Source organism: Cyanobium sp. Candia 9D4, assembly GCF_024346155.1.
Taxonomy (GTDB): Bacteria; Cyanobacteriota; Cyanobacteriia; order PCC-6307; family Cyanobiaceae; genus Cyanobium; species Cyanobium minutissimum.
The window spans coordinates 1-11,998 of the sequence record NZ_JAGQCK010000007.1 but is presented as its reverse complement, the minus strand read 5'-3'; the positions used below and the strand labels follow the sequence as shown (position 1 = coordinate 11,998).

Sequence of the window (11,998 nt, the reverse complement as noted above, 5' to 3'; positions counted from 1 at the left end):
AATTCGGCAGAGCATACACCGGTATCCCGATCGGCTATCCAGTTCCCCTGTGCCCGTGGCCGGCCCCCTCCCCCTCTCTCTGGCCTGCGGCTCCCCCGCTCAGGGGGCCGGCTGCTGGCTCAGCGGGACTTGGAGAAGATCGAATCCCAGAGCCCTCCCTTGCCGAAGAACCGCTTGTTGATGGTGTCCCAGCCGCCGAAGTCCCTGGCGGTGAACAGCTTCGAGACCGGAGCGAATCGGGATCTCGTCTCGGCCTTCACCTTGGCGTTGACGGGTCGGAATCCCTCCTCGGCAAAGGCCCGCTGGGCCGGTTCGCTGTACAGGTACCTGGCGAAAGCCTCGGCCACTCGGCGGGTTCCCTTGCGGTCCACGTTCCTGTCGACCACGGCGATCGGCCCCTCGATCAGGATGTTGGTGGTGGGCACGATGTAGGGGGTTTTCCAGGTGCCGCTCTTCCTGGCCAGGATCGCCTCGTTCTCATAGTTCAGCAGCACATCACCCTGGTTGCGTTTGACGAACACGTCGGTCGCCTCGCGGGCATCCTTGGGCAGGGTGTCCACGTTGCGGTACACGTTGGTCACGAAGGCGCGGGCCTTGGCCTCATTGCCACCGGTCTCCGTCACCGAACCCCACAGGCCCAGGAAGTTCCAGCGGGCGCCGCCGGAGGTCTTGGGATTGGCGGTGATCACCTCCACGTTCTTGTTGTCGAGATCGTTCCAGGTGCGGATCTTCTTCGGGTTGCCGGGCCGCACGAAGAAGGCGACCACCGAGTTGGTGATGATGCTGTTGTTGGGGTTCTCCTTTTCCCAACCCGGACGGATCAGGCCCGCCTCCTCGAGCTTCAGGGTGTCGGCCGTCAGGGCCAGGCCCACCACATCCGCCGCCAGGCCGTCGATCACCGCCCGGGTCTGGGAGCCGGAGCCGCCGTAGCTGGTGCGAACGACGACGGTCTGGCCGGTCCGCTTCTTCCAGTCGGCCGTGAACCGGGGAATGATCTTGTCGTAGGCCGCCTTGGTGACGGCATAGGACACGAGCAGCAGTTCCTGCCGTGGCGCCGGTTGCTGGGCCTGGGCGTTCAGGGGCAGCAGGGTGCCGGAACCCCCCAGGGCGACGGCGACGGCCAGGGGGGCGGCCACCAGGCCGGGATGCCAGGGGCGGCGAGCGGCTGGCGGGACCGGCGAGGAGAAGGGATAAAGCACGGTTGTCCGATGGGTGAACTGGTGAAACCTATCCGTCGCGCCGCCGCGGCGATGTAGGGCGGATGACATCCCCCCGGTGCCTGGCCGTTGGCTGGTCCGGGGGTGGTGGCTGCCACAATCCCCGTAAGACAACCGTGGATTCCCTTGGCCTTCAGCGCGAAAACCGGATACGGCCTCGTCTCGCTGATGGAGCTGGCCGCCATCCATTCCCGCGGCGGCGTGCTGCAGGTGGCGGAGATCGCCCAGCGCCAGGGCATCCCTGACCGCTACCTGGAGCAGATGCTCGCCAGCCTGCGCCGGGGCCAGATCCTGCGCAGCATCCGCGGGCCGAAGGGGGGCTACCAGCTGGCCCGGCCGCCGGCCGAGATCCGTGTCGATGACATCGTCAGTTGTCTGGAGGGGGATGTCTCGCCCCGCGCCGGCGGCGAGGGCGCCACCCCGGAATTCGAGGTGCTGGGCCGGCTGGAGGAACGGCTCGAAGAGGCGCGGCGCGCCATCCTCTCGGGCACCACCCTGCAGGACCTGCTGGATCAGCGGGATCACCTGGCCCAGGCCCAGGCGATGTACTTCATCTGAGCGGGACGGGCCGGAATCTGAGCGGGCCGCGCCGGATCGTTAAATAGGCCACATTGCCGATGGGGAATGTGAGGTATGGTTCTGGGGTCCCCGCAGGCTCCCCATGTGCTGTTGTCGGCGAATGCCTGTCGCCAGCCGAAGGCTGGCCGTCCGCTCTGTCCTGAACCCCCCCACCCCATCGCTTTCCGCCTGCGGCCATGACCACCTCACGTACGCCCCAGACCCTCCGCCTCACGCTCCTGCCCCATGACGTCCTGCCCGACGGACTTCATTGGAAGATCCAGGACGGCTACATCCGCACCGCCTCCCACGACGAGGAGGGCGAATCCTTCACCCTCGGCCTCTGGGGCCCGGGTGACTGGGTGACCAACGCCTATTCCACCCTGCGTCCGGTGGAGATCCAGTGCCTCTCCACGGTGGTGGTGGAGCAGGGCCATCCCAGCGAGGCCGAGATCCTGGCCTTCCTGCATCACCAGATCCGCAACACCGAAGAGCTGTTCGAGATCAACCGGGTCCGCGGCGCCGACTCACGGCTGCTGCGGCTGCTGCGCTGGATCGGCCTCCGCTTCGGGCAGGTGAGCAGCCGCGGCTACCGCCTCTCCCTGCGGGACATGAACCTCACCCATCAGGCCCTGGCAGAGATCTGCGGCCTCACCCGGGTGACGGTCACCAAGACCCTCAACCATTTCAAGCGCCTCGGTCTGCTGCATCAGGTGAGCGACACCGACCTGATGGTCAGCATCCCCTGAGGGCGCCGACGCGTTTCAGCGCCCCATTCTCAGCGCCGAATTCTCGGCGCCCCATTTTCAGCGTCTTTTCTGTTCATCAACACCCACGCATCAACAATCACCGTCATGGCCGCCCAGTACTTCCGCTCCAGGCTCAATGAGCCCCAGCCCCAGCGCTTCACCCTCGTCTTCCGCAACGGTGAGTTGCTGCGCCACCAGGATCCCCTGGCCGTGGCCCAGTACCTCGCCGATGCTCGTCTGGCGGAGGTTCATTCCGAACTTCCGCGGCGCCGTGCCGCCACTGCGGTGAGCGACTGATCAGATCGAGTAGTCCGGCTGGAAGGCGTGGGCCTGGCGGCTGATCACATGCAGTCGGTCGCCGGGCTTGAGGTTGGCGTAGTCCACCTCTTCCCGGGGGAACTGGGCCACCACCACTTCTTCTGAGTCGAGCACCAGTTCCGCCTGCAGGTCGCGGCCCATGTGGGTGAGGCGCCGCAGGCGGGCCGGCACGGTGCCCGGCTGGGGGGTGGCATGCACCTGCACATGGTGGGGGCGCACGAAGATCCGGCCCTCCGCCGGCAGCGCCGGGGCCGCATCGCGCCGCACCGGCAGCGAGCCGCTGGGCAGCTCGTTGACCGCGCCCACGAAGCTCATCACGAACGGGGAGGCGGGATGGTCGTAGATCTCCGCCGGGGAACCGATCTGCTCCACCCGGCCTTCGTTCATGACCACGATCCGATCGGCCACCTCCATGGCCTCCTCCTGGTCGTGGGTGACGATCACGGTGGTGACGTGCATCTCGTCGTGGAGATTGCGCAGCCAGGCCCGCAGTTCCTTGCGCACCTTGGCATCGAGGGCGCTGAAGGGTTCATCCAGCAGCAGCACCCGGGGCTGCACCGCCAGGGCGCGCGCCAGGGCCACCCGCTGGCGCTGTCCGCCGGACAGCTGGGAGGGGTAGCGGTTGCCGTAGCCCCGCAGGTGCACGAGGTCGAGCAGCTCGTCGACCCGCCGGCGGATCGCCTCGGGCTTCCAGCGGCGCAGTTCGAGCCCGAAGCCCACGTTGCGACGCACGTTGCGGTGCTTGAACAGGGCGAAATGCTGGAAGACGAAGCCCACCTGGCGCTCCTGCACCGACCGCTCGGTCGCCTCCTCGCCGGTGATCCAGATGCGGCCGGCATCGGCCTCCTCAAGCCCGGCGATCAGTCGCAGCAGGGTGCTCTTGCCCGACCCGGAGGGTCCGAGCAGGGCCACCAGGGAGCCGCTGTCCACGTCGACGCTGACGTCGTCGACGGCGCGGAAATCGCCGAAGCTCTTGCTGACGTTGGCGACGCGGATGCCCATCGAAACGGCCTGGGTGGCTGGGAGGATCCGACTATACCGGTAAGCGCACCGCTGAACCGTCCTTTAGTCTGACGCCGTCGTCGCGCCCTGCGCCGTCCCCTTCCCCGTCCCGCTCCCCTGACCCGATGACCCCCGCCCTCCTGCGTCGCTGGCGCACGCCGACCCTGGCGCTGCCCAGCTGGCCCTGGCGCATCACCTGGACCTACCTGGGCCTGATCCTGTTCCTGCCCCTGGGGGCCATGCTGCTCAGGGCCGCCGAAGTGGGACCCGCCGGTTTCTGGGAGATGGCCACCACGCCGGAGGCCATCGCCACCTACAAGGTGAGTTTCGGCCTGGCCCTGGTGGCCAGCGTGATCAACGGCGTCTTCGGGCTGGTGGTGGCCTGGGCGCTGGTGCGCTGCCGCTTTCCGGGCCAGCGCCTGCTCGATGCCCTGATCGATCTGCCCTTCGCCCTTCCCACCGCCGTCGCCGGCCTGGCTCTCACGGCGGTGTACAGCACCAACGGCTGGCTGGGCCAGCCGCTCCACGAGGCCTTCGGCCTCAAGGTGGCCTTCGCCGCCCCGGGGGTGACCGTGGCGATGGTGTTCATCTCCCTGCCCTTCGTGGTGCGCACCGTGGAGCCCGTGCTGCGCTCCCTCGAGAAGGAGCAGGAGGAGGCCTCCTGGTGCCTGGGGGCCACGCCGCTCCAGACCACCCTTCAGGTGGTGCTGCCCCAGCTTCTGCCGGCGATCCTCGGCGGGGTGGCCCAGGGCTACAGCCGGGCCGTGGGGGAGTACGGCTCGGTGGTGATGATCTCCAGCAACGTGCCGTTCCGGGATCTGATCACCCCCACCCTGATCATCCAGAAGCTGGAGGAATACGACTTCGATGCCGCCACCGTGATCGGCGCGGTGATGCTGATCTTCTCCCTGCTGAGCCTGCTCGTCATCAACCTGCTGCAGGTGTGGGGCCAGCGCTACCAGGGCGATGGGGCCTGATCCTGCCGCCCGTCCCGCCGCCCCCTGCCTCGGCCATCTCCCCCTCTCCTGTCCGTGTTCCGTTCCCGCCGTCGGCTGTCCGCCATGACCATCGTCGTTCCCACCCTGGAGACCCCCGCCGCCGCCCAGGCTCCACGTCCGAAGTCCCGCCGGCACGGCCCTGATCCGGGAGCGATCCTGATTCCCCTGATCGCCTGCGTCTACGTGGGGGTGGTGATCCTGCTGCCGGCCCTGAGCGTCGTGGCTTCGGCCTTCGCCCGGGGCCTGGGGCCGTTCCTCGAGAACTTCCAGTCCCACGAACTGCTCTCGGCCCTGCGCCTCACCCTGCTCGCCACCGCCGTGGCGGTGCCCTGCAACGTCATCTTCGGCCTGGCCGCGGCCACCGCCATCGCTCGCCGCCAGTTCCGGGGCAAGGCCCTGCTGCTCAGCATCATCGACCTGCCCTTCTCGATCTCACCGGTGGTGGTGGGCCTGATGCTGGTGCTGCTCTACAGCCCCACCCATGGCCTGCTGGGGGGCGTCATCGAGAGCCTGGGCTGGAAGATCATCTTCTCCTGGCCCGGCATCGTGCTGGCCACGATCATCGTCACCTTCCCCTTCATGGCCCGGGAGGTGATTCCCCTGCTGGAGGAGGAGGGCTGGGAGCAGGAGGAGGCCGCCCGCACCCTGGGGGCCACCAACTGGCAGGTGTTCTGGAAGGTGACCCTCCCCTCGGTGCGCTGGGCCGCGCTCTACGGCCTGATCCTCACCACGGCCCGGGCCCTGGGTGAATTCGGCGCCGTCGCGGTGGTCAGCGGCAACATTGAGGGCCTCACCCAGACCCTGCCGCTGTTCGTCGAGGACGCCTACAAGAACTACCAGACCGAGCTGGCCTTCGGGGCGGCGATGGTGCTGGGGGGCGTGGCGATCGTGTCGCTGCTGCTCAAGCTCCTGGTGGAGCAGCTGCTGGAGCAGGACAAGCGGGCGGCCAGGACCGAGCCCTGAGCCCCACCGGCCTGATTCGGGCGGAGCACGGGGCGGTTCCCTAGCGTTCGCGTCGGCAGGGAGCAACAGCCATGGGGCCTTGGCAGGCGTTTCTGGAGGCCCCCGCCTTCTGCATCAATCTGGAGCGCCGTCCCGATCGCCGCGACGGGCTGCTCCAGCGCTTGGGTGAGGCGGGATTCCCGCGGGTCTCGATCTGGCCCGCCGTGGATGCCCGATCGGAGGATCTGGAGCCCCTGTTCGAGCGTCATGGCCTGGGCAGGCCGATCGATGTCGATCGCTTCACGGCCCGGCGCGGCTCCCAGGGGTCCCTGCTCTCCCACCTGGGTCTGCTGGCCCATGCCATCGAGCAGGATCTGCCGTTGGTGCACATCTTCGAGGACGATGTGTTCTTTCCGCCCATCTGGACGACCCAGGCCAGGGCCTTCCATGCCGCCACCCCTGCCGACTGGGACCTGCTGTTTCTCGGTTCCCAGATCCTCTACAAGCATCTGCCCACCCCCAGTGTCTTTCGCTTCCTCGATCGCCATCCCCGCTTCAGGTCGCTCTCCCGCCGTGTGATCTCCAGGCCGATGCCGATTCTCCAGGACATCGTGACCTGCCCGCTGTACTGCACCCATGCCTATTCCCTCACCCAGGCCGGATGCCGCTGGCTCTATGGCTGGCTCACCGGTCAGCCGGTGGTTTATGGGTATGACTACATGATCTGCGACGGGATGCGTCAATCCCCCCGGGTCAGTTCCTTTCCTTTGAAGTGGTACGCCTGGAACAGCCTGCGGCTGTGTCCCGATCCGGCCGGCCGCGGCAGCGATCCCGCCATCATTCAGCGCAACCGGGGGCTGGTGTTCCAGCTGGAGGAGGACGGACCGGGTGTGGTCGGCGACAAGCTATGAGAGGCTGAGGCGAAAGGCCTCGGGGAAGGTGGGCCTGGGCTCCCCTGAAGCGATCGCGGCGATGAATTCCCGTGCCAGGGAGAGCGATTCGGCGATCACCTGGTGCATGTCCATGTACTTGTAGAGCCCCAGCCGGCCCAGGAAGCTGGTCCTTTCCGTCTGCAGGCAATCGCCCAGGTAGCCATGCAGCAGGGCCTTGTCGGCCGCCAGGCGCTTGGGGTAGTAGGGCTCATCCTCGGTGCCCGTTTCCTTGCTGTATTCGGTGAACACGATCGTTTTCTCGTGCTGCTTCCAGTATTCGTAATGCTTGTGCTCCCTGCGGCGAGTGAAGGTCACATCCAGGGAGGGAAAGTTGATGCCTGGATGGCCCAGGGCATCCCCGGTTTCGATCTGCCGCTCCCAGAACACCGTGCGATAGCCAAGCCGCCCGCGTCGGTGGCCGAAGAAGCCATCGAGAGGGCCTGAGTAGAAGACATGGTCATAGGCCTGGCCATCGGAGGGTTGCCAGCGGTGGTTGAGCGTCAGGGAGATGCGCGGATGGTCGAGCAGCCGCTCGAAGATGGCGGTGTAGCCATCTCTGGGAATGCCCTGATAGATCGAGGAGTAATAGTTGTCGTTGTAGTTGAAGCGCAACGGCAATCGCTTCAGCACGGAGGCCGGGATCTGCTCAGGCTCGCAGCCCCAGTGTTTTTTCGTGTAGCCATGGAAGAACGCCCGGTAAAGCTCATCGCCCATGAAGTGCAGTGCCTGCTCTTCGAAGTTCCGGGGCTGCTCGATGTCATGGCGCCGGATGGAGTCGACAAACTGCCGGGCTTCTGAAGGCGAGAACTTCTTGCCGAAATATTGGTTGATGGTATGCAGGTTGACGGGCAGGCTGAAGATGCCCTTGTCGATACTGGCCTTGGGACGGTTGATGAACGGCATCATCTCCGTGAAGCGTTGCACGTAGTTCCATACCTGCCGATCGCTGGTGTGAAAGATGTGGGCTCCGTAGGTATGCACGGTGATGCCGGTCTCCGGTTCCCTGTGCGTGTGGCAGTTGCCGCCGATGTGATCCCTGGCATCGATCACATCGATGGAGTGGTCGGTGTGATCGGCAAGCTCCCTGGCCAGCACGGCACCGGCGAAGCCGGATCCAACGACAAGAAAGCGCATGACAGCAACGCTGCGAATTGATCAGAAAAGGATGCGATCGGGGAGTCTCGTTTCGATGAAATCTCGGTAGTCGTCCAGCCGGGTTTCGGGTCTGATGTCGATGGATTTGGAGGCCGTGTCGTAGTGGCGGAAGCGCTTCATGATGCCGTTGAAGTGCTGTTCATCGCTGGCATTCATGTAGTCGACGGGGGTGGTGTCCTTGAGGCCGTGGTACCGGATCGTCCAGCTGAGATGGGGCGGCAGAAAGGAGCGGAACCGCAGGTAGCCGAATTCGCAGTGGTTCCACTGGCAGATGTGCTGGTCGAGGCCGGTCCTGGCCCTGGGCGTGAGGATGGCATTGGTGCCCACCACGTTGGCCGGGTCTTCACCGGTGAGCAGCAGCAGCTTGCCGAGGTCGTGCAGGAAGGCCAGCAGCAGCAGATCGTCGTCGAGCACGCCGTCGCCGACCATCGCCTCGATCACCTGCAGGCTGTGGGTCAGCTGGCTGGCGCAGCCCAGGCGGTTGTCGGTCGGATCCAGGCACTCCCCCAGCATCCGGAACAGATCCATCGGCCGGAGGCTGCCGAGGACCGGTGACCGATACCGGTCGTTGAGGGCCTCCACATCGGCGATCGTCTGCTGGTCATGGCGATCCAGGATCTGCCGCTGCAGGGTCCGCTGGCGCTCGGCGGCCCGGTGGGCGGGCGAGTCGGGGGGATCGAGCTTCACGAGGCCGAGGCCCGCTGCGGCCAGCCCCTTCTCCAGCCCGCGCCGGGCCCGTCCCTTGAGCCTGGGCACAAGGTGACTGGGCAGCAGGTGGCCGGGCAGCACGTGGCTGGGCAGCAGTGAGGGCGAGAACCGCAAGGCGTCCGTCGCCGAAAGCTGGGGCCAGCCTATCGGGGCCCGTGGGCCGCGTCTTGCGCACAGCTCCCGGGCGCCTCGATCTGGAGGGTGCTGTGGCTGATGCCCAGCTGGGCGAGCCGCTGCCGGGCCAGAGACAGCAGGTCTCCATCGAGCGGCCCATGGCCGGAGCCCACGAGATGGGCGGTGAGGGCGGCGCGGGAGGTGCTCATGCCCCAGACATGCAGATGGTGGACGTCCTCCACACCGGGCAGGGCACGCAGGGCCGCCTCCACCGCGGCCAGGTCGATGCCCCGCGGCACGGCGTCGAGGCTGGCGCTGAGGGCCTCCACCAGCAGTTCCCAGCCGCTCCAGGCCACCGCCAGCCCCACGCCGATGGCGGTGGCCGCATCCAGCCACATCCAGCCCACCAGCCCCACCAGCACGGCGCTGATCAGCACCGCGGCCGAGACGGCGGCATCGGTGAGCAGGTGCACCACCGCCGCCCGCCGGTTCAGATCGTGGTGGTGGCCGCTGCCGAACAGCCGGGCCGAGAGCAGGTTGACCACGATGCCGGCCGCCGCCGCCCAGGCCACCGGGCCGCTCACCACGGGCACAGGATTCAGCAGCCGCTGCACCCCTTCGACGATCACCACCCCCGCCGCCATCAGGATCAGGGCCGCGTTCATCAGCGAGGCCAGCTGGGTGCTGCGGCCGAAGCCGTAGGTGAAGCGGGCCGTGGCCGGCCGGGCGCTGAGCCGTTCGGCCCCCCAGCCGAACAGCAGGCCGGCCACATCGCCCAGGTTGTGGATGGCGTCACCGATCAGGGCCAGGGAGCCGAAGCCGATGCCGATCGCCAGCTGCAGCCCCGAGAGGGCGCTGTTGAGCAGCACCCCCCAGAAGAAGGCCCGGGGCGAGCCCTGGCGGTGGGGATGCCCGTGGTCGTGCTGGTGGGAGTGGGACGCCATGGAGGCGTCTTAGCAGCGATGGCCCTGGCTGGCCTTCAGCTCTGGTAGTGGGAATCGAGCCAGCAGCGGGGCAGGGCCTCCCCGGAGGGAAAGAGCAGGTCGGTTTTGGCGTACTCCTGGGGATCCTGCATCTCTTCGCCGCCATGGAGACGGCCCTGGACCTGGGTGTCGAAGGGGTTGAACAACTGCTTGACGTTCAGCACCTCCACCAGGCTGGCGTCGTCGTTGTGGCGTACCTTCAGAAACATCGCCCTGCTCCGGTTCTCGATCCCTTCAGTCTGCTGGCGCTTCGGTGCCACGAAGGATCAGGACCGTAACGATTCCCCTCGCCGTTGCCGGGCCCTCCGCGTCTGAATTCCCGTTCCATGGCCCATCACCAGATCCTGATCGTCGGCGGAGGGGCTGCGGGCCTCACCGTGGCCAGCCAGCTCAAGCGGGCCCGGCCGGGCCTGGAGATCGCCATCCTCGAGCCCTCCCCCGACCACTACTACCAACCCGGCTGGACCCTGGTGGGCGCCGGCGTCTTCAGCCTCGAGCAGACCCGTCGGGCCGAGGCCGACCTGATCCCCGAGGGGGTGCGCTGGATCCGCGCCGCCGCCGCCGGCTTCGATCCGGTGGCCGGCACGGTGACCAGCAGCGACGGCGAAACGCTCCACTACGACGCCCTGGTGGTGGCCACCGGCATCAAGCTCTGCTGGGACCGGATCAAGGGGCTGCCGGAGGCCCTCGGCAGCCAGGGCATCACCAGCAACTATTCCAAGGATCTGGTCGATTACACCTGGCAGACGATCCAGGCCTTCTCCGGCGGCAACGCGATCTTCACCTTCCCCGACACACCGATCAAGTGCGCCGGGGCGCCCCAGAAGATCATGTACCTGGCCGACGACGTCTTCAAGCGCTCGCCGGCGGTGGCGGCGGCGACCAAGGTGATCTTTGCCACCGCCACGCCGGGGATCTTCGGCATTCCCACCTTCGCCGAACCCCTGCGCCAGGTGGTGGCCCGCCGCGGCATCGAGCCCCGCTACCTGCACACCCTCAAGGAGGTGCGCGCCGCCAGCAAGGAGGCGGTCTTCGCCGTCAAGGACGGCGACACGGTGCGGGAGGAGGTGCTCCCCTTCGGGATGCTGCACGTCACCCCGCCGATGGCGGCCCCGGATGTGGTGGCCACCAGCCCCCTGGCGGTGGCCGGACCGGGGGGCTGGGTGGATGTGGACAAGTTCACCACCCAGCACGTGCGCCATCCCAACGTCTTCTCCCTCGGGGACGTCTCCTCGCTGCCCAATTCCAAGACCGCCGCGGCGGTGCGGGGCCAGGCGCCGGTGCTGGTGGCCAACCTGCTGGCCCACCTCGATGGCCAGCCCCTGGCCGCCCGCTACGACGGCTACGCCTGCTGTCCGCTGATCACCGGCTACGGGCGGGTGATCATGGCCGAGTTCAACTACGACGGCCAGCCCGTTCCCTCCTTCCCCCTCGATCCCACCCAGGAGCGCTGGAGCATGTGGGTGGTCAAGAAGGACGTGCTGCCCTGGATCTACTGGAACCGCATGCTGAAGGGATACCAGCATGAGCGGCGTTTCATGCCGGGGGTGGCCCACTGAGCTCGCCACCCGCCCGCTTCAGATCGCCCAGGCGCTCCTCTAGCCCGTGCAGCATCTCCAGGGCGAGCATCGGCAACTCCTGAAGCGGGAACAGGAACTCCTCCCGCTTCATTTCCAGCAGCTGGGTGTCCAACTGGGCCGTGGCGGTGCCAAAGCGCAGGTGCGGGGCGTCCACTAGGGCGCCCACGCCGAAGGTGCTGCCGGGGCCGAGGCGTTCACTCTCGCGACCTCCGGCCCAGTCGATCCTGACCTCTCCTTCCAGGATCCCAACGACCGAGTTGCCAAGGTCACCCGCCTGGAAGATCACCTCCCCTGGGGCGACGGTCCGCAGGTCCCGGCCCTGGGCCAGAAGCCGCATGGTGGTCAGGGCGCCTGAGGATTGGGGAGTCATGGTCCGAATCCTGAATCCCTCCACCATGCTGACGGTGGGCTAAGGATCAGGTGCGACCGGGGCCTCCGGTCATGGCCACTGGAGAGGGCTGCACGTCCCAGATTCTCTGCGCATATTCCCTGATCGCGCGATCGGAGGAGAAGAAGCCGCTGCGGGCGGCGTTCTTGATGGCCATCCGATTCCAGCGGCTGCGGTCGGCCCAGGTGGCATTGATGGCGTTCTGGGCCCGGAGGTAATCGCTGAAATCGGCCAGCACGAAGAAGGGGTCGCGGCCGGTGAGGTTCTCCAGCAGGGGACGGAACAGCTCCTTGTCACCGTTGCTGAAGTGGCCGCTCTCGATCAGGTGCAGGACCTCCGGCAGCTCCGGGGTGG

Annotated in this window: 15 protein-coding genes; 7 read left to right on the top strand and 8 right to left on the bottom strand. The window is 67.2% G+C overall.

Features of this window, described 5'->3' with window-relative positions; all coding sequences use genetic code 11:
• Positions 1 to 119: 119 nt before the first annotated feature.
• Positions 120 to 1,136: a sulfate ABC transporter substrate-binding protein gene (locus tag KBZ08_RS12965; protein ID WP_106222530.1), complete on the bottom strand. Its 1,017-nt coding sequence runs from the start codon at positions 1,134 to 1,136 to the stop codon at positions 120 to 122.
• A gap of 207 nt (positions 1,137 to 1,343) precedes the next feature.
• Between KBZ08_RS12965 and KBZ08_RS12960 the strand changes: the two genes are divergently transcribed.
• The 3 genes from KBZ08_RS12960 to KBZ08_RS12950 all read left to right on the top strand — a co-directional run bounded on the left by KBZ08_RS12960 (position 1,344) and on the right by KBZ08_RS12950 (position 2,821).
• Positions 1,344 to 1,775 (top strand): Rrf2 family transcriptional regulator, encoded by a 432-nt coding sequence (locus tag KBZ08_RS12960; protein ID WP_106222532.1) that lies wholly within the window; start codon positions 1,344 to 1,346, stop codon positions 1,773 to 1,775.
• 197 nt (positions 1,776 to 1,972) lie between these two features.
• Complete coding sequence (locus KBZ08_RS12955) at positions 1,973 to 2,524, top strand: Crp/Fnr family transcriptional regulator (RefSeq protein WP_159819231.1); 552 nt, start codon at positions 1,973 to 1,975, stop codon at positions 2,522 to 2,524.
• A gap of 105 nt (positions 2,525 to 2,629) precedes the next feature.
• Complete coding sequence (locus KBZ08_RS12950) at positions 2,630 to 2,821, top strand: hypothetical protein (RefSeq protein WP_106222536.1); 192 nt, start codon at positions 2,630 to 2,632, stop codon at positions 2,819 to 2,821.
• On the opposite strand, the gene KBZ08_RS12945 is transcribed toward KBZ08_RS12950, so the two are convergent.
• A complete protein-coding gene (locus KBZ08_RS12945) occupies positions 2,822 to 3,844 on the bottom strand; it encodes a sulfate/molybdate ABC transporter ATP-binding protein (RefSeq protein WP_254973485.1) in 1,023 nt (340 codons plus the stop codon).
• A gap of 125 nt (positions 3,845 to 3,969) precedes the next feature.
• On the opposite strand from KBZ08_RS12945, the gene cysT reads away from it, so the two are divergent.
• The 3 genes from cysT to KBZ08_RS12930 all read left to right on the top strand — a co-directional run bounded on the left by cysT (position 3,970) and on the right by KBZ08_RS12930 (position 6,695).
• Complete coding sequence (cysT, locus tag KBZ08_RS12940; protein ID WP_254973484.1) at positions 3,970 to 4,821, top strand: sulfate ABC transporter permease subunit CysT; 852 nt, start codon at positions 3,970 to 3,972, stop codon at positions 4,819 to 4,821.
• 84 nt (positions 4,822 to 4,905) lie between these two features.
• A complete protein-coding gene (gene cysW, locus KBZ08_RS12935) occupies positions 4,906 to 5,805 on the top strand; it encodes a sulfate ABC transporter permease subunit CysW (protein WP_254973482.1) in 900 nt (299 codons plus the stop codon).
• 71 nt (positions 5,806 to 5,876) lie between these two features.
• Complete coding sequence (locus KBZ08_RS12930; RefSeq protein WP_254973480.1) at positions 5,877 to 6,695, top strand: glycosyltransferase family 25 protein; 819 nt, start codon at positions 5,877 to 5,879, stop codon at positions 6,693 to 6,695.
• Here KBZ08_RS12930 and KBZ08_RS12925 read toward each other — a convergent pair.
• The 4 genes from KBZ08_RS12925 to KBZ08_RS12910 are packed head-to-tail and all read right to left on the bottom strand — an operon-like array spanning position 6,690 to position 9,885.
• A complete protein-coding gene (locus KBZ08_RS12925; RefSeq protein ID WP_254973478.1) occupies positions 6,690 to 7,850 on the bottom strand; it encodes a UDP-galactopyranose mutase in 1,161 nt (386 codons plus the stop codon). The two genes, KBZ08_RS12930 and KBZ08_RS12925, sit on opposite strands and share 6 nt — an antisense overlap.
• A 21-nt stretch (positions 7,851 to 7,871) precedes the next feature.
• On the bottom strand, positions 7,872 to 8,693 hold the full coding sequence (locus KBZ08_RS12920) for an inositol oxygenase family protein (RefSeq protein ID WP_254973476.1): 822 nt from the start codon (positions 8,691 to 8,693) through the stop codon (positions 7,872 to 7,874).
• 29 nt (positions 8,694 to 8,722) lie between these two features.
• Positions 8,723 to 9,637: a cation diffusion facilitator family transporter gene (locus KBZ08_RS12915; protein WP_106222548.1), complete on the bottom strand. Its 915-nt coding sequence runs from the start codon at positions 9,635 to 9,637 to the stop codon at positions 8,723 to 8,725.
• A gap of 35 nt (positions 9,638 to 9,672) precedes the next feature.
• Positions 9,673 to 9,885: an acetyltransferase gene (locus KBZ08_RS12910; RefSeq protein WP_254973473.1), complete on the bottom strand. Its 213-nt coding sequence runs from the start codon at positions 9,883 to 9,885 to the stop codon at positions 9,673 to 9,675.
• A 117-nt stretch (positions 9,886 to 10,002) separates the two neighbouring features.
• On the opposite strand from KBZ08_RS12910, the gene KBZ08_RS12905 reads away from it, so the two are divergent.
• Positions 10,003 to 11,235, top strand: a complete 1,233-nt coding sequence (locus KBZ08_RS12905; RefSeq protein WP_254973471.1) for an FAD/NAD(P)-binding oxidoreductase — start codon at positions 10,003 to 10,005, stop codon at positions 11,233 to 11,235.
• Here the strand turns inward: KBZ08_RS12905 and KBZ08_RS12900 are convergent.
• Complete coding sequence (locus KBZ08_RS12900) at positions 11,213 to 11,593, bottom strand: Crp/Fnr family transcriptional regulator (RefSeq protein WP_254973469.1); 381 nt, start codon at positions 11,591 to 11,593, stop codon at positions 11,213 to 11,215. The genes KBZ08_RS12905 and KBZ08_RS12900 overlap by 23 nt on opposite strands.
• 79 nt (positions 11,594 to 11,672) lie before the next feature.
• On the bottom strand, positions 11,673 to 11,998 hold a 326-nt coding region (locus KBZ08_RS12895; RefSeq protein ID WP_254973467.1), incomplete at its 5' end, for a glycogen/starch/alpha-glucan phosphorylase.